Source organism: Aestuariivita sp. (assembly GCF_021404545.1).
Lineage (GTDB): Bacteria > Pseudomonadota > Alphaproteobacteria > Rhodobacterales > Rhodobacteraceae > Aestuariivita.
On the sequence record NZ_JAAWWD010000060.1, the window covers coordinates 53,665 to 71,452 of the forward strand.

At 61.9% G+C, this 17,788-nt stretch carries 20 protein-coding genes; 2 read left to right on the forward strand and 18 right to left on the reverse strand.

From position 1 onward, the window contains the following. Nucleotide 1: 1 nt before the first annotated feature. Genes nuoF through HEP69_RS17955 form a run of 11 tightly spaced genes read right to left on the reverse strand, consistent with a single transcriptional unit; the run spans nt 2 to nt 7,342 of the window. Nucleotides 2-1,300 (reverse strand): NADH-quinone oxidoreductase subunit NuoF, encoded by a 1,299-nt coding sequence (gene nuoF, locus HEP69_RS17905; RefSeq protein ID WP_290559859.1) that lies wholly within the window; start codon nt 1,298-1,300, stop codon nt 2-4. A gap of 7 nt (nt 1,301-1,307) precedes the next feature. Then, a complete protein-coding gene (locus tag HEP69_RS17910; RefSeq protein ID WP_290559860.1) occupies nt 1,308-1,532 on the reverse strand; it encodes a DUF5337 domain-containing protein in 225 nt (74 codons plus the stop codon). Nucleotides 1,533-1,560: 28 nt separating this feature from the next. After that, nucleotides 1,561-2,214 (reverse strand): hypothetical protein, encoded by a 654-nt coding sequence (locus HEP69_RS17915; RefSeq protein ID WP_290559861.1) that lies wholly within the window; start codon nt 2,212-2,214, stop codon nt 1,561-1,563. Nucleotides 2,215-2,241: 27 nt separating this feature from the next. Beyond that, nucleotides 2,242-3,378, reverse strand: coding sequence for an NADH-quinone oxidoreductase subunit E (locus tag HEP69_RS17920; protein WP_290559862.1), 1,137 nt, complete (start codon nt 3,376-3,378; stop codon nt 2,242-2,244). A 3-nt stretch (nt 3,379-3,381) separates the two neighbouring features. Continuing rightward, nucleotides 3,382-4,017: a hypothetical protein gene (locus HEP69_RS17925; RefSeq protein ID WP_290559863.1), complete on the reverse strand. Its 636-nt coding sequence runs from the start codon at nt 4,015-4,017 to the stop codon at nt 3,382-3,384. Beyond that, a complete protein-coding gene (locus tag HEP69_RS17930; protein ID WP_290559864.1) occupies nt 4,014-5,228 on the reverse strand; it encodes an NADH-quinone oxidoreductase subunit D in 1,215 nt (404 codons plus the stop codon). Before HEP69_RS17930 ends, HEP69_RS17925 begins: the two co-directional genes overlap by 4 nt. Continuing rightward, nucleotides 5,228-5,707 (reverse strand): GFA family protein, encoded by a 480-nt coding sequence (locus tag HEP69_RS17935; RefSeq protein ID WP_366111577.1) that lies wholly within the window; start codon nt 5,705-5,707, stop codon nt 5,228-5,230. The genes HEP69_RS17930 and HEP69_RS17935 overlap by 1 nt, the downstream gene beginning before the upstream one ends. Further along, nucleotides 5,665-5,835 (reverse strand): hypothetical protein, encoded by a 171-nt coding sequence (locus tag HEP69_RS17940; protein WP_290559865.1) that lies wholly within the window; start codon nt 5,833-5,835, stop codon nt 5,665-5,667. The genes HEP69_RS17935 and HEP69_RS17940 overlap by 43 nt, the downstream gene beginning before the upstream one ends. After that, nucleotides 5,835-6,443, reverse strand: coding sequence for an NADH-quinone oxidoreductase subunit C (locus tag HEP69_RS17945; RefSeq protein ID WP_290559866.1), 609 nt, complete (start codon nt 6,441-6,443; stop codon nt 5,835-5,837). The genes HEP69_RS17940 and HEP69_RS17945 overlap by 1 nt, the downstream gene beginning before the upstream one ends. A 9-nt stretch (nt 6,444-6,452) precedes the next feature. Further along, a complete protein-coding gene (locus tag HEP69_RS17950) occupies nt 6,453-6,986 on the reverse strand; it encodes an NADH-quinone oxidoreductase subunit B (RefSeq protein ID WP_290559867.1) in 534 nt (177 codons plus the stop codon). Further along, nucleotides 6,977-7,342, reverse strand: coding sequence for an NADH-quinone oxidoreductase subunit A (locus HEP69_RS17955; RefSeq protein WP_290559868.1), 366 nt, complete (start codon nt 7,340-7,342; stop codon nt 6,977-6,979). The genes HEP69_RS17950 and HEP69_RS17955 overlap by 10 nt, the downstream gene beginning before the upstream one ends. Before the next feature lie 650 nt (nt 7,343-7,992). Between HEP69_RS17955 and HEP69_RS17960 the strand changes: the two genes are divergently transcribed. Next, a complete protein-coding gene (locus HEP69_RS17960) occupies nt 7,993-8,256 on the forward strand; it encodes a hypothetical protein (protein ID WP_290559869.1) in 264 nt (87 codons plus the stop codon). Nucleotides 8,257-8,293: 37 nt separating this feature from the next. Here the strand turns inward: HEP69_RS17960 and HEP69_RS17965 are convergent, their stop codons facing one another. From HEP69_RS17965 to HEP69_RS17985, 5 genes are all read right to left on the reverse strand, one after another. Then, nucleotides 8,294-9,082 carry a crotonase/enoyl-CoA hydratase family protein gene (locus tag HEP69_RS17965; protein WP_290559870.1) on the reverse strand — a complete coding sequence of 263 codons (789 nt, stop codon included), beginning with the start codon at nt 9,080-9,082 and terminating at the stop codon, nt 8,294-8,296. Between the two features lie 64 nt (nt 9,083-9,146). Then, entirely contained in the window at nt 9,147-9,998 is an 852-nt protein-coding gene (locus HEP69_RS17970) for a hydroxymethylglutaryl-CoA lyase (RefSeq protein WP_290559871.1), read from the reverse strand. Between the two features lie 45 nt (nt 9,999-10,043). Beyond that, nucleotides 10,044-10,703 carry a glutathione S-transferase family protein gene (locus tag HEP69_RS17975; protein ID WP_290559872.1) on the reverse strand — a complete coding sequence of 220 codons (660 nt, stop codon included), beginning with the start codon at nt 10,701-10,703 and terminating at the stop codon, nt 10,044-10,046. Continuing rightward, nucleotides 10,700-12,640, reverse strand: coding sequence for an acetyl/propionyl/methylcrotonyl-CoA carboxylase subunit alpha (locus HEP69_RS17980; protein WP_290559873.1), 1,941 nt, complete (start codon nt 12,638-12,640; stop codon nt 10,700-10,702). The genes HEP69_RS17975 and HEP69_RS17980 overlap by 4 nt, the downstream gene beginning before the upstream one ends. Before the next feature lie 64 nt (nt 12,641-12,704). Next, nucleotides 12,705-14,309, reverse strand: a complete 1,605-nt coding sequence (locus HEP69_RS17985; protein ID WP_290559874.1) for a carboxyl transferase domain-containing protein — start codon at nt 14,307-14,309, stop codon at nt 12,705-12,707. Nucleotides 14,310-14,440: 131 nt separating this feature from the next. On the opposite strand from HEP69_RS17985, the gene HEP69_RS17990 reads away from it, so the two are divergent. Continuing rightward, nucleotides 14,441-15,043, forward strand: a complete 603-nt coding sequence (locus HEP69_RS17990) for an OmpW family outer membrane protein (RefSeq protein ID WP_290559875.1) — start codon at nt 14,441-14,443, stop codon at nt 15,041-15,043. A 39-nt stretch (nt 15,044-15,082) separates the two neighbouring features. On the opposite strand, the gene HEP69_RS17995 is transcribed toward HEP69_RS17990, so the two are convergent. Further along, nucleotides 15,083-16,246, reverse strand: a complete 1,164-nt coding sequence (locus HEP69_RS17995) for an isovaleryl-CoA dehydrogenase (protein WP_290559876.1) — start codon at nt 16,244-16,246, stop codon at nt 15,083-15,085. Between the two features lie 305 nt (nt 16,247-16,551). After that, a complete protein-coding gene (locus HEP69_RS18000) occupies nt 16,552-17,748 on the reverse strand; it encodes an aminotransferase class I/II-fold pyridoxal phosphate-dependent enzyme (RefSeq protein ID WP_290559877.1) in 1,197 nt (398 codons plus the stop codon). Nucleotides 17,749-17,788 lie beyond the last annotated feature (40 nt).

Genomic DNA, 17,788 nt, shown 5'->3' on the forward strand with positions numbered 1-17,788 from the left:
CCTACTCCGCCGCCACGGCGCTGGAGCGGCCGGTGCGTTTGTGTTTGATACGATCTTCGATCTCATCCCGGAAATTGCGGATCAGACCCTGAATGGGCCAGGCTGCCGCGTCTCCCAGGGCGCAGATCGTGTGGCCCTCGACCTGTTTGGTGACGTCGAACAGCATGTCGATCTCCTCGACCTCCGCCTCTCCGGTCACCAACCGCTCCATCACCCGCATCATCCAGCCGGTGCCCTCGCGACAGGGGGTACACTGGCCGCAGCTTTCGTGCTTGTAGAATTTCGACAGCCGCCAGATCGCCTTGATGATATCCGTGCTCTGATCCATCACGATCACCGCGGCCGTGCCCAGGCCACTGCCCAGCTCACCACGCAGGTAATCGAAATCCATCAGCGCGTCTTTCATGTTCTCGCCGCGCACACATGGCACCGAGGAGCCGCCGGGGATCACCGCCTTGAGGTTGTCCCAGCCGCCGCGGATGCCGCCGCAATGCTTGTCGATCAACTCCTCGAAGGAAATCGACATCGCCTCCTCGACCACACAGGGATTGTTCACATGGCCCGAGATCGCAAAGATCTTGGTGCCCGCGTTATTGGGGCGGCCAAAGCCCGCGAACCATTCCGGGCCGCGCCGCAGGATGGTGGGCACAACGGCAATGGATTCCACGTTGTTGACCGTGGTGGGGCAGCCATAAAGCCCCGCGCCCGCAGGAAACGGCGGTTTCATACGCGGCATGCCCTTCTTGCCTTCAAGGCTCTCCAGAAGGGCGGTTTCCTCACCACAGATATAGGCACCCGCGCCGTGATGCAGGTAGAGATCGAAATCCCAGCCCGATCCGGCGGCGTTCTTGCCCAGAAGGCCCGCGTCATACGCCTCGTCAATGGCGATCTGGAGCGCCTCTTTCTCGCGGATATATTCGCCGCGAATGTAGATGTAGCAGGCGTTGGCCTGCATCGCGAAGCTGGCGATCAGGCACCCTTCGATCAGGGTGTGCGGATCGTGCCGCATGATCTCGCGATCCTTGCAGGTGCCGGGCTCGGACTCGTCGGCATTGACCACCAGATAGCTGGGCCGCCCATCGCTCTCCTTGGGCATGAAGGACCATTTCAGACCGGTGGGAAAGCCCGCCCCGCCGCGGCCGCGCAGGCCGCTGTCCTTCATTTGCTGGACGATCCAGTCGCGCCCCTTCTTGATCAGATCCGCCGTGCCGTCCCAATGGCCGCGCGCCCGTGCGCCTGCCAGGGTACGGTCATGCATGCCGTAAAGGTTGGTAAAGATCCGGTCCTGGTCTTTCAGCATCTGCCGATTACCCTTTGCTGTCCCGGCGCATCCGCCGGAGTTGCACAATATTGACGCCCGCATAGATCAGCGCGGCCAGAGCGAAGAAATCGAACAGCAGGGCGAACCGCCCTGGCCATCCCATCTGCCCCCCGATGAACTGAGCGACAAGCCAGATCACCATTGTGCCCGCGATCACCAACCCGATGTGGCGACCCTTGGCTGCGATCTGCTTGTCTTGCTCGGCGCTCATGTCGTTCTATCCGCCCTCTCGGACGGTCCTATTTGCTGCGTTTGGAAAATTCGGTCTCGCCGCCGGCGGCCAGAATTTTCGCCTGTTCGATCCAGCCGTCCCGTTCGATCCGGCCTTTGAATTTCAACCGCGTATCGACCCAAGCCACCTCGGCCTCGGTCCATTTGGCGATCTGGTCGAAATGGAAAAACCCAAGCTCGTTCAGGGTTTGCTCCAGTTTCGGACCCACCCCTTTGAGAAGCTTGAGATTATCGGCGCGGCCGTCACGCGCGCCGACAAGCGTCTCGGGCTGGCTTTCAGTGGTCGCGTCAGATGTATTGCCGGACCCTTCGAAAGACCAGGTGCCTTTACGTTCGGCCAGTTCCGCCTCACCGGGCAATTGCGAGGATTTGACCTCCGCTGTGGCCGGTGCCTGTGCCGGTGCAGATTGCGCGGCTGGCTGCGGCGCAACCGCCCGCTTGGCCCCGTGCGGATTGACCGTTCCGATCGGAGGAAGCGGCTTGCAGATGAGCCAGCTTAACAACGCGCCCGCCACGAAGAAGATCAGAGCGGCAATGAACATAGATTGCAGGAAGGTCCAGTCCGCCGCCACGATCAGCAGGGCGGCTGCCAGAAAACCGCTGAGCGATGCAACCGCCCAACAGCCCAACGTGCAGATAAGCTTATCCGAAGTCTTGTTCATGTCTTTCCCTCTCCCGGTTCGCTGTGTTTACTGCTCCGTCTTACCGCCTTTTTGCTTGGCTTTGGAAAATTCCGTCTCACCCCCATCCGCGAGGGTTCGGGCCTGGTCGATCCAACCGTCCCGTTCGATCCGCCCTTTGAACTTCAACCGCGTATCGACCCAGGCCACCTCGGCCTCGGTCCAGTCTGCGATCTGGTCGAAATGATAGACCCCCAGAGCGTTCAACGTCTGCTCGAGTTTCGGGCCGACACCCTTGAGCAATTTCAGATCATCCGCCCCATCCGAACGCGCGGCGCTCAGCATCGCGGGTTCCTGTTCATCCACAGGATCCGAGGCCGAGGGCGGCTTGGCTGTCGACTGCGCCTGTGCGGCTTGCTTGACAACGCCTGTTGCATCCGCAGGAGCCGCAGCAGCCGGTTTGGCCGCCGCGGAGGGCTTGCCATCGGCATTGGCCGCCTTGCCTTGCCAGGGCGTGATCAGCGGCACTTCGGTGCCATCGATCCGCTTGATCGTGTCGCCGATGTCAGCAGCCAGTTGCACCGATGCGTTGTATTTCGTGTGCCCGCTGTCGAACTCCTTGAGAGAGGTCAGTCCGCTGGCCGGTTCGGAGGCAAAGCGTCCGATCTGCGAGCCCGGAGTCGGCACCTTGCCCGCGGCCAGCTCGTCGAGCATTTCGGCGAAGCGTTCGGCGGTCAGATCCTCGTAATAATCCTTGCCGATCTGGGCCATCGGCGCGTTGGCGCAGGCGCCCAGGCATTCGACCTCCTCCCAGCTCATCGTCCCATCCGCTGACAATTGATGCGGTTTGGGCGCGATTTTCTCGCGGCAGACCGCCACCAGATCCTCGGCCCCGCAGATCATGCAGGAGGTGGTGCCGCAGATCTGAATATGTGCCACCGATCCAACCGGTTGCAGCTGAAACATGAAGTAGAACGAAGCGACCTCAAGCGCCCGGATATAGGCCAGGTCCAGCATCTCCGCGACCGCTTCGATGGCCGGTCGGGTCAGCCAGCCCTCCTGTTCCTGCGCACGCCACAACAGCGGGATGATCGCAGAGGCCTGACGGCCTTCGGGATATTTGGTGATCTGCGCCTCGGCCCAGGCCAGATTGGCGGGGCTGAAGGCGAAACCATCGGGTTGATCAGGGTGAAGACGGCGGAGCATAATCTATCTCAACAGTTCAAGCTTTTGTTCGTAACGGGGCAGGTTCGCCTCAGAGGCTCCGGTGTTGCTTGCAACCAACATCGGGGGCCCCCAAGGACCGGACAACAAAAGCGGTATGACGGCTCGGTGTATGTCCAACTCAGATGCACCTTGACGTCGCAGGTGATCGCGCAGCTCATCGCTGCTAAACTTTGCGGGGTTGTTGTTCACAAGAGCGAGCACATCGTTTTGAAGGTTCCGAACGCGTGCCGCTTCGGCCTCGTTGCCAAGCATGGTCGCGAATTGCAATGGCACACGATAGTTGTTGTCTGTGCCCATTATGATCGAGTTCTTGGAGGCAAGTTCGATAATACCGCCAAGAACTTGTTTCTCAGTGGCCACATCGGGATTGATCGATGTGAACGCACGGCCCTCGATCATGGATCGCTGCACGCCGGTGACCAACTCCTCCAGCGAGAGCCCGCTCTCGCCGGACTCCAAGACCAAGGCAAAGATCTCCACGGCCTGCCAAGATCTGGCTTGCGCAGATTGCCGGGCCTGTACATCGTTATAATAGGTATAGGTAAAGCCAATAAACGCCATCAGCCCCGATAGCCCGGCAATGCCCTTGAGTATCGAGTAAAGGCGACCCCAGTTCACCGATCGATCTCCCCGAACACCACATCGAGCGTACCAATAATCGCTGCGACATCGGCGAGTTGATGGCCCTTGCTGATGTGATCCATCGCCTGCATATGCAAGAACCCCGGCGCGCGTATCTTGGCGCGGTAGGGCCGGTTCGTGCCATCGGCCACGAGATACACACCGAACTCGCCCTTGGGCGCCTCGACGGCGGCATAGATCTCGCCCTCGGGCACGTGGAAGCCTTCGGTGTAAAGCTTGAAGTGATGGATCAGCGCCTCCATCGAGGTCTTCATCTCCGACCGGGGCGGCGGGGTAATCTTGCCGCGCGCCAGCACATCGCCAGTGGCCTCGCGCAGTTTCACAATGGCCTGGCGGATGATCGAGGTCGATTGGCGCATCTCCTCCATCCGGCAGAGGTAGCGGTCATAGCAATCGCCGTTCTTGCCCACAGGGATCTGGAAATCGAACTCGTCATAACATTCATAGGGCTGCGCGCGCCGCAGATCCCAAGCCAGACCCGAACCGCGCACCATCACACCGGAAAAGCCGTAGTTGAGGATATCCTCTTCGGTCACCACACCGATATCGGCGTTACGCTGCTTGAAGATGCGATTTTCGGTCAAGAGCCCGTCAATATCGTTGAGCAGATTGGGGAATTCAATCGCCCATTCCTCGATATCGTCGAGCAGTTCATCAGGCAGATCCTGATGCACGCCACCGGGCCGGAAATAGGCCGCGTGAAGCCGCGCGCCACAGGCCCGCTCGTAAAAGATCATCAGCTTCTCGCGTTCCTCGAACCCCCAGAGCGGCGGCGTCAGCGCCCCCACGTCCAGCGCCTGCGTGGTCACGTTCAGCAGGTGGTTCAGCACGCGCCCGATCTCGGAATAAAGCACCCGGATCAGCGAGGCGCGGCGCGGTACCTCGACGCCAGTCAACCGTTCGATGGCCAGACACCAGGCATGTTCCTGGTTCATCGGCGCGACATAGTCCAGCCGGTCGAAATAGGGCAGGTTCTGGAGGTAGGTCCGGCTCTCCATCAGTTTTTCGGTGCCGCGATGCAAAAGGCCGATATGCGGATCGCAGCGTTCGACGATCTCGCCGTCCAGCTCAAGCACCAGCCGCAAAACACCATGCGCGGCAGGGTGTTGCGGGCCAAAGTTGATGTTGAAATTGCGGATTTTCTGTTCACCCGTTAGGGCGTCATCGAACCCTTTGGAACCGTCCATCACGACTGGCCCTCCGCATTCTGCGCAAACAGCGCAATAACCTCTGCCTCGGTCATGGTATTGCGCTCTCCGGCCAGCGCATAATTTGCGGGCTTGTTGTCAATGAAAACCTCGACACTAAGGTCGAATTGACCGGGCTTGTCAAAGCACTGGATCGACGCGTTCTGCATCGAGCCGTCCTGTAGCTGCCAAACGAGTGAGGAACCGCACTCACCACAAAACAGACGCTCACCCCAGTCCGACGCTTTGTAGGATTTGACCGGTGAGCCCTCGGCAAACTCCACCGAATTGCCGCAATCCACGGACATGAAAATCCCGCCGGACCAATGCCTGCACATGCCGCAATGACACGCGCCGGCCCCTTGGCCGGATGGCGTTGCGGTGAAGGAACATGCGCCACACATGCACGATCCGCTCAGTTGCGTGGTCTCGGCCATCAGCGTTTCTCCAACTCTTGCAGCTTGACGGCCATGTACCATGCAAGCACCGGCACCCCGATGGGGATCAAACAAGCCGCAGCCCAGTATTTGTTGATGCCAAAATGCGGCAGCAGTTTCAGCATCGGGATCGTGGTCAGCGCGCTGATCAGCCAGATGAAGCCACCCATTACTTGGCCTCCTCTTTCTTTTCATCGCCGGGCAGGATGTATTCCGCCCCTTCCCAGGGGCTCATGAAATCGAACTGGCGGTACTCCTGAACCAGGCTGACCGGTTCATAGACAACCCGTTTCTGCGCCTCGTCATAGCGCACTTCGGTATAGCCCGTGGTCGGGAAATCCTTGCGCAGCGGATAGCCGCGAAAGCCGTAATCGGTCAGGATACGGCGCAAATCGGGGTGGCCCGAGAACAGGATGCCGAACATGTCGAACACCTCCCGCTCGAACCAGTTGGCCGAAGGGTGCACATCGCTGATCGAGGGCACCATATCCTCTTCCCGCACGCCCACGCGCAGGCGAATGCGGTGATTTTGGTACATCGACAGGAAATGATAGACCACGTCGAACCGCTTGGGCCGTTCGGGATAATCCACGCCGGTTATATCCACCAGGGTGGAAAACCGGCAGGTCGCGTCGCCTTTCAGAAAATCGACGAACCCCACAATGTTCGACAGCGCCACATCGACATTCAGCTCGTCATGCGTTACATCCCATGCAATCACGCAATCGGGACGTTTGGCTTCGATATAGGCACCCAGTTCGGTCAATGCGTCAGACATCTGCCCTCCTTACCGCACAATTGTGCCGGTGCGCCGGATTTTGCGTTGCAATTGCATGATACCGTAAAGCAGAGCCTCGGCCGTGGGTGGACAGCCCGGCACATAGACGTCCACCGGCACGATGCGGTCACAGCCACGCACCACCGAATAGCTATAGTGGTAGTATCCCCCGCCATTGGCGCAGGAGCCCATGGAGATGACATAGCGCGGCTCGGGCATCTGGTCGTAAACCTTGCGCAGCGCGGGCGCCATCTTGTTGGTCAGCGTGCCGGCCACGATCATCAGATCCGACTGGCGCGGGGATGCGCGCGGCGCGGTGCCAAAGCGTTCAAGATCATAGCGCGGCATCGACGTATGCATCATCTCGACCGCGCAACAGGCCAGACCGAAGGTCATCCAGTGCAAGGACCCGGTCCGCGCCCAGTTGATAATGTCTTCGGTGGAAGTCAGCAGGAAGCCTTTATCCTGCAATTCGCGGTTCAGGTCCTGGGTCGCCACCTCCCGGTCGGGGGCTGCGGTGTTGGCTCCTGTCATCACTCCCATTCCAAGGCCCCTTTCTTCCATTCATAGGCGAACCCGATAGTCAGGACGCCCAGAAACACCATCATCGACCAAAACGCCGTATCGCTGAGATCGCCGAAGCTCACCGCCCAGGGAAACAGGAACGCAATCTCCAGATCAAAGATAATGAAAAGGATGGAGACGAGATAAAAACGGACGTCGAATTTCATCCTGGCATCGTCGAACGCGTTGAATCCGCATTCATAGGCCGAGACTTTTTCGGGGTCGGGATTGCGCACAGCCAGGACGACGGCGGCAAGGATCAAAACAAGGCCGAGGCCGATGGCAACGGCCAGGAACACGAGAATGGGGAGGTATTCCCTCAGCATCTCTTCCACGAGGTGGCTCCTTATCAGGGCACGCCATGAATGCGGCGTGCGCAGTCAACAAGTGACTTGGCTGAATTTGGGTGTAGCCCCCGTTGCCAGAGGCGTCAACGGGGGGCAGCGGTGAGAAACACGGCTGAATTGACGCATTTCAGACTTTGTGATCACAAACCATGCGTTGCCGTTAAGAGAGATTAACAACATAGCGCCAAACCGGGGTGCGGCGAGGTCGTCAGAGCAGGTTATCGGAGGGCTTTGGGGAACCGCGACCAGAGGCAGAGCCCCCAGTGCTGCCCGCCCACGGGCTGTCTTTGCATCTCTGCTGACTTTACGCGATGTCATGCAAGAAGAGCTGCTTTGCGGACGCCACAATGTGGCTCAGACATGCGCGGAACGGCGGCGTCGCCACTCCGACAAAGCATGGCTGCGCATTTGCCGACCCAAGTGGGCGCAACGTAGGCCGCCGCCGATGCGGGATGTCCGCGGATCCCCGTCCGGCGGCGCAGCCCGGAGCAACCGTAACGCTATTGAAAGGATCGGCGGCTAGCTTTGCCGGCCGATGAGGGTGGCAAGGCGATGATACGATTTAAGGGGCTGTTCCGGCGGATGTTTGACGACGGGGGCAAACGGCCTAAATCGCGCGTTTCAAAGGAGAGCACATCATGAAAGATACCCATATCGGCATCGCCAGCGAGGCGGCAGAGCCCCGCCATAGCGAGACCTATCTGCGGGCTGTCCGCGCACTGGATGCCGACAAGCGCCGCAAGCAGCAAAACGGGTATGCCGTGATGCTGACCGCCGCCGCGATGGTGGGGACAACCGATGGCAGCAGCGCACCTGGGCGGGTGGCGCGGGCGGCGCAGAAATTCTGCATCCTGTTTGCCTTTGCGGCGCCCAATATCCTGTTTGCCATGTATGTGCTCTGACCTTGCCAGCAGCTCTTAGATGAGCCTGCAGGGTCCGCTAGCTCATCCAGTTCGCCTTGCGCTTGTCAAAGAATGCGGTGATGCCTTCAACCGCCTCGTCGGTCTCCCATCTGGTCTTGAGTGCCGCGATGGTCATTGCGATGGTCTGCTCATCGATCCTGGGACCCAGATCGCGGGCCAATGCCTTGGCGGCGGCAACCGCCCCGGGCGCGCAGGAAAGGTAAGGCGCGACCTCGGCCTCGACTGCCGTCATCAGATCGGCGGCGGGCACGACGCGCGCCAGAAGACCCAGTGTAACGGCCTCATCCGCACCGAACAGGCGTGCGTTCATAAAGACCCGCCTTGCCCGCCCCTCGCCCATCCGCGCGATGACATAGGGCCCGATGGTCGCTGGAATGATACCCAGCCGCGTCTCTGTCAGCCCCATTTTCAGGTGATCGACGCCAATCGCGATATCACAGACCGAGGCCATGCCGACCCCGCCACCAAAAGCATTGCCCTGCACCGCACCAATCAGCGGTTTGGGCAGGGTGTTGAGCGCCTGAAGCATCTGGGCCAGCTTTGCCGCTTCCCGCGCGCGGGTGTCGGGATCGGCGGCCATCTGCGCCTGCATCCAGCCCAGATCGCCGCCCGCGCAAAAGCTTTTGCCCGCGCCGGTCAGCACAACCACACGCACATCCGCATCCGCCCCCAATTGCTGTGTGGCCTGGGTCAGATCGGCCAGCATCTGCGCCGACATCGCGTTATGCTTGTCGGGGCGGTTCAAGGTGAGCGTCGCCACCCCGCGCCCATCCACGTCAATCGAAATCGTCTCGAACCCGTCCATCCTGGCTCTCCCTAAAATATTTGTCGAACATGCGCTCTTGCCAATACTCTTCTGCGAAGAGTTTTCAGCTGCGCATCGCGCGTGCCATTCCGGCTGCCGCCACGATGACGTCCATGTCGAGCCGGGTTTCATATCCCCGATCGCTCAGATGCGCGACCACCGCCTCTGTCGCAACATTTCCCGCAGCTCCGGGCGCATAAGGGCACCCGCCCAGCCCGCCGACAGCGGCATCAAACACCCGCACCCCCCTCTCCAGCGACGCGTCGATATTGTCGAGCGCCTTGCCCCCGGTATCGTGATAGTGCCCAGCGATCCGGTCCACCGGGATCTCTTGCTCGACCGCGCACAGCATTGCGCGAATCGTTTCGGGTGTGCCTTTGCCAATCGTATCGCCCAGACTGATCTCGTAGCACCCCATGGCAAAAAGCGCGGCCGCCACACGCGCCACCTGATCCGGCGCAACCGGCCCGTCATAGGGGCAGTCTGTCACACAGGACACATATCCCCTGACCGGCATCCCGATTGCCCGAGCCGCCTGCGCAACCGGTCTGAACCGCTCCAGGCTGTCGGCAATCGTTGCGTTTATATTGGCACGCGAGAACCCCTCGCTGGCCGAGCCGAAAATGGCGATTTCATCGGCCTTGGCCGCGACCGCATCTTCAAATCCACGCATATTGGGCGCCAGCGCGGCATAGGACACGCCCGGCACGCGGGTGATTCCCGCCAGCACATCCGCGCTTCCGGCCATTTGCGGGACCCATTTCGGGCTCACAAAACTTGCGCATTCGATGCGGCGGAACCCGGCCTCGCTCAACCGGTCGACCAGCGCGATCTTTTCGGCCACCGGGATATCTCGGGCTTCGTTCTGCAAGCCGTCGCGGGGACCCACTTCGAAGATCTCAACATATTCTGCCATTGCCATTCCCATCGTAGATGAAACGTCCTGCGCCGACCCGCCGGATTAGTCCGTGCCGACAAGCCGGTCCATGAAATCGGGCCGCGTCTGGGCAAACGAACCCCGTTCCGCCATGGAACCGAACCAATGCGCGAGCGCGGGCCGCGCCTCCAGCAGAGCGCGCGCCTCCGGAAGGGCCGCGAAATAGTCGATCATCGGGGCCAGATGGCAATCGGCGCGGGTGATGTCGCGCCCGTTCAGAACAAGGCCCGCGCCCGCGATCTCTTCGAGCGCATCCAGGACCGTGCCGGACGCGGCCAAACCCGCCGCAACGGTTTCGGGATCCGCCGACTCTCCCAGATGCGGCAGATAGATCCCGTGCGAGAACACCTGCCGGACCAGCGGCTGGTAGAGATAGCTGTCGACGATGCCCTCAACCTGTATCACGCGGGCGCGCGCCTTGGCCCCTTTGGGCCAAAGCGGCGGCGCATCGAAACCGTCATCAAGATAACCCAGGATCGCCGCTGTCTCATAAAGCACGAACGCGTAATGGCGCAGCACCGGGACCCGGCCAAAAGGGTGCATTCCGACCAGGGCCGCCTGACCCGCCGGCGTGAACGGGTCTACCTCGTCATAGTCGTAGGCCAGGTCTTTTTCATGCAGCGCCATCCGCACCGCACGGGTATAGACGCTGTGCTCAAAGCCGATAAGAGCGAGCCCCTTCACGCCGCATCCTCCTCCTCGAGCCGGACCAGCGCAGCGCCGGCCTCGACCTGGGCGCCCTCGGCCGCCAGAACCTCGGCCACCACACCGTCGCGCGCCGCCAGCAGCGCGTGCTCCATTTTCATCGCCTCGAGCACCGCCAGCCTGTCGCCCGCATTCACGTTCTGACCCGGGGTCGCGTAAAGCGCCTTGACCAGGCCAGGCATCGGCGCCTCGATCACATTGCCATCGCCCGCGGCACTCGTCGCCCGGTCGAGCGGATCGACAATATCAAAAGCCAGGCCATATTGCGCGAAAACAAACACCTGTCCGCCGACGACCGCCGCGCGCGGAGCGGATGCGCCATCCAGGCGCCAGCCCGCATCGCCATGCCGCGCAGCCACGACCGTTTCTCCCACATGAACGTCGATGGCCGTGGCGGTGTGCACTTCCAGCTCGACCGCAATGTCCTGATCGTCGTGCCGCAAGGGGATCGCGCGCCGCAAACTGTGCCACAACGTGAACCCCGCATCCGTCGTGGGCCACTCCAGACCTGCCGCAACGATCGCCGCCCAGGCGATATCGGCCACCGCCGGCGCGTTCTCGGCCACCAGAGCCTCGAGATCCCGGTCGATCAGCCCTGTGTCCACATCGCCCGCGGCAAAGCCCGCGTGATCGACCAAGGCGCCCAGAAACGCCAGGTTGGTCACCGTCCCGCCCACTTCGGTTTCGCGCAAGGCCTGCGCCATGCGGGTCAGCGCAACCGCCCGTGTGGATCCATAGGTGATCACCTTGGCGATCATCGGATCGTACCAAGGGCTGATCGCATCGCCCGCGCGCACGCCGCTGTCGGACCGGGCGATGGGCGGAAACGCCAGATGCGCCAGCGTACCGGTGGCGGGCAAAAACCCCTTGGGCACATCCTCGGCATAAAGCCGCGCCTCAAAGGCGTGGCCGGTAATCCGCAAATCGTCTTGCGTGGCAGGCAACGGCTCACCGGAAGCCACCCGCAACTGCCAATCCACCAGATCGACGCCCGTGATCGCCTCGGTGATGGGATGCTCGACCTGAAGGCGGGTGTTCATCTCCATGAACCAGAACCCGTCCGCGCGCAGCCCGTCCGAGCCATCGACGATAAACTCGATGGTTCCGGCCCCCTTATACCCGATCGCCTCGGCCGCGCGCACGGCGGCCTGTCCCATCGCGGCGCGCATCTCGGGGGTCATGCCCGGCGCGGGGGCCTCCTCGATCACTTTCTGGTGGCGCCGCTGGAGCGAGCAGTCCCGCTCAAACAAATGCACCGCGCGGGTGCCGTCGCCAAAGACCTGCACCTCGATATGGCGGGGCGTGTCGACGAATTTCTCGATCAGCACCGCGTCATTGCCAAAGGCGGTGCGCGCCTCGGCCTTGGCACTTTCCAGCGCGCTGACAAAGGCTTCGGGTGCATCCACCTTGCGCATGCCCTTGCCGCCACCGCCCGCCACCGCCTTGATCAACACCGGATAGCCGATCTGCGCGGCCTCAACCTCCAGATGGCCGGGATCCTGATCGGCGCCGTGATAGCCCGGCACGACGGGCACGCCTGCCTCCTCCATCAGTTTCTTGGCCGCATCCTTGAGGCCCATGGCGCGGATTGCCTCTGCGGAGGGGCCGATAAAGGTCAGGCCCGCCGCCGCGACAGCCTCCACGAAATCGGGGTTCTCCGAAAGAAAACCATAACCGGGGTGGATCGCCTGCGCGCCCGTATCCAACGCGGCCTGAATGATCCGGTCGCCCCGCAGATAGCTTTCGGCAGGAGCTGCGCCCCCGATCTGGACGGCAAGATCGGCCATGGCGACATGTTTAGCCCCCGCATCCGCGTCCGAATAAACCGCGACACAGCGCACGCCCATGGCTTGTGCCGTTTGCATCACCCGGCAAGCGATCTCGCCCCGGTTGGCAATCAGGATCGTGTCGAACATGGGTCTTGTCCTTTTTGAAATGGCTGGATCAGGCGCTCACCGGGATGCTGGGAACAGACGTGCCTCACATCCGGAAGACGCCGAAGCGTGTCTCTTCGATGGACGCGTTCAGCGCGGCGGAGAGGCTGAGGCCGAGCACGTCGCGCGATTTGCGCGGGTCGATGATCCCGTCATCCCACAGCCGCGCGCTGGCATAGAGCGGATGGGACTGTTCCTCGAACATCTCGATGGTGGGGCGCTTGAACTCCGCCTCCTCACCGACGGACCAGTCGCCGCCCTGCCGTTCGATGGCGTCGCGTTTGACGGTGGCCAGAACCCCCGCCGCCTGTTCACCGCCCATGACCGAGATGCGGCTGTTGGGCCAGGTCCACAGGAACCGCGGCTGATAGGCGCGCCCGGCCATGCCGTAATTGCCCGCGCCGAACGAGCCGCCCACTAGCATGGTGATCTTGGGCACCGAGGTGGTGGCCACAGCCGTGACCATCTTGGCCCCATGCCGGGCGATGCCTTCGTTCTCGTATTTGCGGCCCACCATGAAGCCAGTGATGTTTTGCAGGAAAACCAGCGGAATTTTCCGCTGGCTGCACAGTTCGACAAAATGTGCGCCTTTTTGCGCGGCTTCGGAAAAGAGCACGCCGTTATTGGCGATGATCCCGACAGGGCAGCCTTTGACATGTGCAAAGCCGCAGACCAGCGTCTCGCCGAACCGCGCCTTGAACTCGTCAAAGCGCGAGCCATCGACCAGCCGGGCAATGACCTCGCGGATATCATAGGGTGTGCGCAGATCGCCCGGCACCACGCCCAGGATCTCTTCGGGATCATAGGCCGGCTCTTCGGGGCTTTGCCATTCGACACCGTTTGGCTTGGCCCGATTCAACCCCGCCACCGCGCGCCGCGCGAGCGCCAGCGCATGGGCATCATCCTCGGCCAGATAGTCGGCCACACCGGAAAGGCGGGTATGGACATCACCGCCACCCAGATCCTCGGCAGTGACCACCTCGCCGGTCGCGGCTTTCACCAGCGGGGGACCGGCCAGAAAGATCGTGCCTTGCTCCTTGACGATGATCGTCACATCCGACATCGCCGGAACATACGCGCCGCCCGCCGTGCACGAGCCCATCACCACCGCGATCTGGGGAATGCCCTTGGCGCTCATCCTGGCTTGATTGTAAAAGATGCGCCCGAAATGATCGCGGTCGGGAAAGACCTCGTCCTGATTGGGCAGGTTCGCGCCACCGGAATCGACCAGATAGACGCAAGGCAGATTGCATTCCTCGGCGATCTCCTGGGCGCGCAGGTGCTTTTTGACTGTCATCGGGTAGTAGGTGCCGCCCTTTACAGTGGCGTCGTTGCAGATCACCATCACCTCCTGGCCCTGCACCCGGCCCACCCCCGCAATCACTCCTGCCGACGGCGCGGCCCCGTCATAAAGCCCATGCGCGGCCACCGCCCCCACCTCCAGAAACGGCGATCCAGGGTCGAGCAGATTGGCCACCCGCCTGCGCGGCAGCATCTTGCCCCGGCTTTCGTGGCGCGCGCGGGATTTCTCCCCTCCGCCCAGCCGCGCGGCCCCTGCCGCGGCCTCGATCGTTGCCAGAGCTTCAAGATGGGCGGCCCGGTTCTGAGCAAAAACCTCGCCTGAGGTCAGAACGGCGGATTTCAGTTTCATATGACGGCTCCCTTACGCGCGCGTATTAGTGGAATGTGACGTAGCGGCATTTTGTTTTCTTGATGCAAATCAAGACACTGACCCGTCCGGCAACGGTAGAGTGAAGCATAACTCAATGAAATGGTGACATCATGACCCGTATCTCTGTCTTTGCCGCTGCCTCCACCGCGCTTTGCCTGTTGGCCGCACCCGCTTTCGCGCAATCCCAGGGGGATTGGACCTTTGGCATCGGGATCGGCAACGTCGATCCGAAATCCGACAACGGCACGCTTGCGGGCGGCTCGGCGACAATTGACGACAACACCCAGTTGACCCTCACAGGGGAGTATTTCATTCGCGACAATCTGGGGATCGAGCTTCTGGCGGCCACACCGTTTGAGCATGACGTCTCGATCAATGGCGGCTTTGCCGGCCGGGTCAAGCATCTGCCACCGACCGTCTCGCTCAACTATCACTTCCCCACACAGGGCAATATCAAACCTTTCGCCGGGATCGGTCTGAACTATACCACCTTCTTTGACGAAAGCTCGCCGCTGGGCACGCTTGAGTTGGACGACTCGTTCGGGGTGGCCGTGCAGGTCGGCGTCGACTTCATGGTTGGGCCGCAAGGTGCGTTGCGCGTGAATGCACGCTGGATCGACATCGAAAGCGATGTCACCCTGAACGGCGCGCCCATCGGCACAGCCGAGATCGATCCGGTTGTTCTGGGCGTCGCTTACGTCCATCGGTTCTGATCCCCCCTCTGGCCGGGGGCGACCCCGGCCAGCCTCCCCTCAGGACATTGCGCCCATCAATTCGCGCCCGATCAGCATCCGGCGCACTTCTGACGTTCCGGCACCGATTTCCATCAGCTTGGCATCGCGGAAGATCCGCGCCACCGGACTGTCGTTCAGGAACCCTGCCCCGCCCATCGCCTGCACCGCTTGGTGCGCTTGGGTCATCGCCACTTCCGAGGCATAAAGACAGCACGCCGCCGCATCCTGGCGCGTGGCCTCTCCCCGGTCACAGGCTTTGGCGCATTCATAGACATAGGCCCGTGCGGAATTCATCGCCGTGTACATATCGGCGATCTTGCCTTGCATCAGTTGGAAATTTCCGATGGGCTGGCCGAACTGCTTGCGCTCGCTCAGATAGGGCATGATCTCATCGAGACAGGCCGCGATAATGCCGGTGCCGATCCCGGCCAGCACGACGCGCTCGTAATCCAGGCCCGACATCAGCACGGCAACGCCGCGCCCCTCTTCGCCCAGCACATTCTCGAACGGGACCTCGACATCTTCAAAGATCAGCTCGGCCGTGTTCGATCCGCGCATGCCCAGCTTGTCGAAATGCGGTGAGGTCGAAAATCCTGTCATCTCCTTTTCGATCAGAAACGCGGTGATCCCCTTGGAGCCCGCCTCCGGGTCGGTCTTGGCATAAACCACCAGCGTATCGGCATCCGGCCCGTTGGTGATCCAGTATTTCGTCCCGTTTAGACGGTAGTGGTCGTTGCGCTTTTCCGCGCGCAGCTTCATCGACACAACATCCGATCCCGCACCGGCTTCGGACATGGCCAGCGCACCCACATGCTCGCCCGACACCAGGCCCGGCAGGTATTTGGCCTTCTGCTCGGCCGTGCCGTTCAGCTTGATCTGGTTCACGCAGAGGTTGGAATGCGCGCCATAGGACAGTGAGACCGAGGCTGACGCGCGCGCGATCTCTTCGACCGCGACAACATGAGCGAGATAGCTCATGCCCGCCCCGCCATAGTCTTCGTCAACGGTGATGCCCAACAGGCCCAACTCGCCCATTTCGCGCCAAAGCTCATTGGGAAAGGCGTTCTTGGCGTCGATCTCGGCGGCCATGGGTTTGACCCTGTCTTGCGCCCAGCGATGCACCACCTCGCGCAACGCGTTGACGTCTTCCCCCAGATCGAACTGCATCACGGCATTGAACATGGCCCGCGACTCCCTCAGCGTTATTGAACACTTGTTCATATAACGCGCAGAAAGCCCCCCGGTCAAGGCATGCCGCGCTTTCCGGTGCAGCGTGTGTCTGAGCAGTCGCGTGACAGATATGATTTCAAAATTGACCCGGAGGCTTGCACTCCACGCCTGCGCACCGAAGACGTCGGCACCACGCGCAAGGTCGCGCCGATCTCGAGACAGGGGCACCCCGCGCGGGGCGGCGGCAGGTTCGGGCAAAGCTCTGCCAGAATGCGCCAATCAAGCACATGAAACGCGCCGTGAGGCGCTCCTTTGGATCACGCGGCGCTTTGATAGACCGCGCTGACCTCGGCCCGGATGATACGTGCGATCAGTTCGCAATCCTCCAACGAAAACGTCAGCGGCACCCGCATGTCCAGAATTCCCGCTAAAATACGATCGCTCCGGGGCATCTGCTCGCTCCGGGCATAGCGCCAGCTGTCATAGCGGGAGGTAAAGCCCTTGGGCTCTGCCTCGCCGAACCACTTCAACTCGACACCCCGCAGCGCACAGCGCCGCACAACATCGGCCACACCCTCCGCCGCCCAATCGAGCAGCAAGACCTGAATGGAAGAGCCGACGAATTTCTCGGTCTCGGGCCGCTCGATCAAGGTCAGCCCGGGCGTGTCGCGCAGACCCTGTTCGAGGGTCCGGTAGCGCGCGTTCCAGCGTGCCACACGGTCTTCCAGATCGCGCAGCTGCGGCCGCAGGATCGCGGCGCGCAGATTGTCCATCCGGCTTGATGTGTTTGGCGTGTCGTATTTGACGCGCTCAAACACGTCCGCCGGAGGACCGGCCAAGTGCCGCTCGTAGAGCATGTAGGAGCCTGACAGAATGATCGCCCGCGCCGCAATCTCGGCGTCGTCGGTCACCACAAACCCGCCCTCGCCGGAATTGGCGTGCTTGTAGGTCTGGCACGAATAGCACCCGACCAGCCCATGCCGCCCCGACGGTATGTCGTTCCAGGCCGCCCCCATCGTATGCGCGCAATCCTCGATCACCGCGACACCGGCGGTATCGCAGAGCGCCATCAGCCGATCCATATCGCAGATATGCCCGCGCATATGGCTGAGCAGCAGCACCCTGGACTGATCGAGCTTGGTTTCCAAATCGTCCAGGTCGATGGTCAGATCCTCGGTCACGCCGACGAATACGGGGCGCGCGCCAACAGCGGCAATCGCACCGGGTACCGGGGCCAGGGTGAAGGCGTTCGACAGAACCGGATCGCCGGGCTGCACCCCGATCGCGCGCAACGCGATGGTCATCGCTGAACCGCCCGAGGCCACGGCAAGCGCATAGCGCGCGCCAGTCAGGGCCGCGAACGCCTGTTCCAGAAGGGCTGTTTCACCCACCTCACCCTCTGCCACGTTATAGCGGTGCAACCGCCCATGGCGCAAAACGGCCAGCGCCGCCGCGATCCCCTCTTCCGGGATCGGCTCCTGTTGCGTGAAACTGCCGGTGAATATCTCGCTCATAGATCTGTTTTGGGGCGCGGTGGCGGACGGGTCAATGGGG

Excerpts from the sequence above, each read along its gene's own strand:
- HEP69_RS18000 (WP_290559877.1), bottom strand. The coding sequence starts at position 17,748 with ATGAGCGAGATATTCACCGGCAGTTTCACGCAACAGGAGCCGATCCCG.
- HEP69_RS17985 (WP_290559874.1), bottom strand. The coding sequence starts at position 14,309 with ATGAAACTGAAATCCGCCGTTCTGACCTCAGGCGAGGTTTTTGCTCAG.
- HEP69_RS17990 (WP_290559875.1), top strand. The coding sequence starts at position 14,441 with ATGACCCGTATCTCTGTCTTTGCCGCTGCCTCCACCGCGCTTTGCCTG.
- HEP69_RS17995 (WP_290559876.1), bottom strand. The coding sequence starts at position 16,246 with ATGTTCAATGCCGTGATGCAGTTCGATCTGGGGGAAGACGTCAACGCG.
- HEP69_RS17910 (WP_290559860.1), bottom strand. The coding sequence starts at position 1,532 with ATGAGCGCCGAGCAAGACAAGCAGATCGCAGCCAAGGGTCGCCACATC.
- HEP69_RS17965 (WP_290559870.1), bottom strand. The coding sequence starts at position 9,082 with ATGGACGGGTTCGAGACGATTTCGATTGACGTGGATGGGCGCGGGGTG.
- HEP69_RS17950 (WP_290559867.1), bottom strand. The coding sequence starts at position 6,986 with ATGGGAGTGATGACAGGAGCCAACACCGCAGCCCCCGACCGGGAGGTG.
- HEP69_RS17960 (WP_290559869.1), top strand. The coding sequence starts at position 7,993 with ATGAAAGATACCCATATCGGCATCGCCAGCGAGGCGGCAGAGCCCCGC.
- HEP69_RS17920 (WP_290559862.1), bottom strand. The coding sequence starts at position 3,378 with ATGCTCCGCCGTCTTCACCCTGATCAACCCGATGGTTTCGCCTTCAGC.
- HEP69_RS17970 (WP_290559871.1), bottom strand. The coding sequence starts at position 9,998 with ATGGCAGAATATGTTGAGATCTTCGAAGTGGGTCCCCGCGACGGCTTG.
- HEP69_RS17940 (WP_290559865.1), bottom strand. The coding sequence starts at position 5,835 with ATGGGTGGCTTCATCTGGCTGATCAGCGCGCTGACCACGATCCCGATG.
- HEP69_RS17980 (WP_290559873.1), bottom strand. The coding sequence starts at position 12,640 with ATGTTCGACACGATCCTGATTGCCAACCGGGGCGAGATCGCTTGCCGG.
- HEP69_RS17945 (WP_290559866.1), bottom strand. The coding sequence starts at position 6,443 with ATGTCTGACGCATTGACCGAACTGGGTGCCTATATCGAAGCCAAACGT.
- HEP69_RS17930 (WP_290559864.1), bottom strand. The coding sequence starts at position 5,228 with ATGGACGGTTCCAAAGGGTTCGATGACGCCCTAACGGGTGAACAGAAA.
- HEP69_RS17935 (WP_366111577.1), bottom strand. The coding sequence starts at position 5,707 with ATGGTACATGGCCGTCAAGCTGCAAGAGTTGGAGAAACGCTGATGGCC.
- nuoF (WP_290559859.1), bottom strand. The coding sequence starts at position 1,300 with ATGCTGAAAGACCAGGACCGGATCTTTACCAACCTTTACGGCATGCAT.
- HEP69_RS17915 (WP_290559861.1), bottom strand. The coding sequence starts at position 2,214 with ATGAACAAGACTTCGGATAAGCTTATCTGCACGTTGGGCTGTTGGGCG.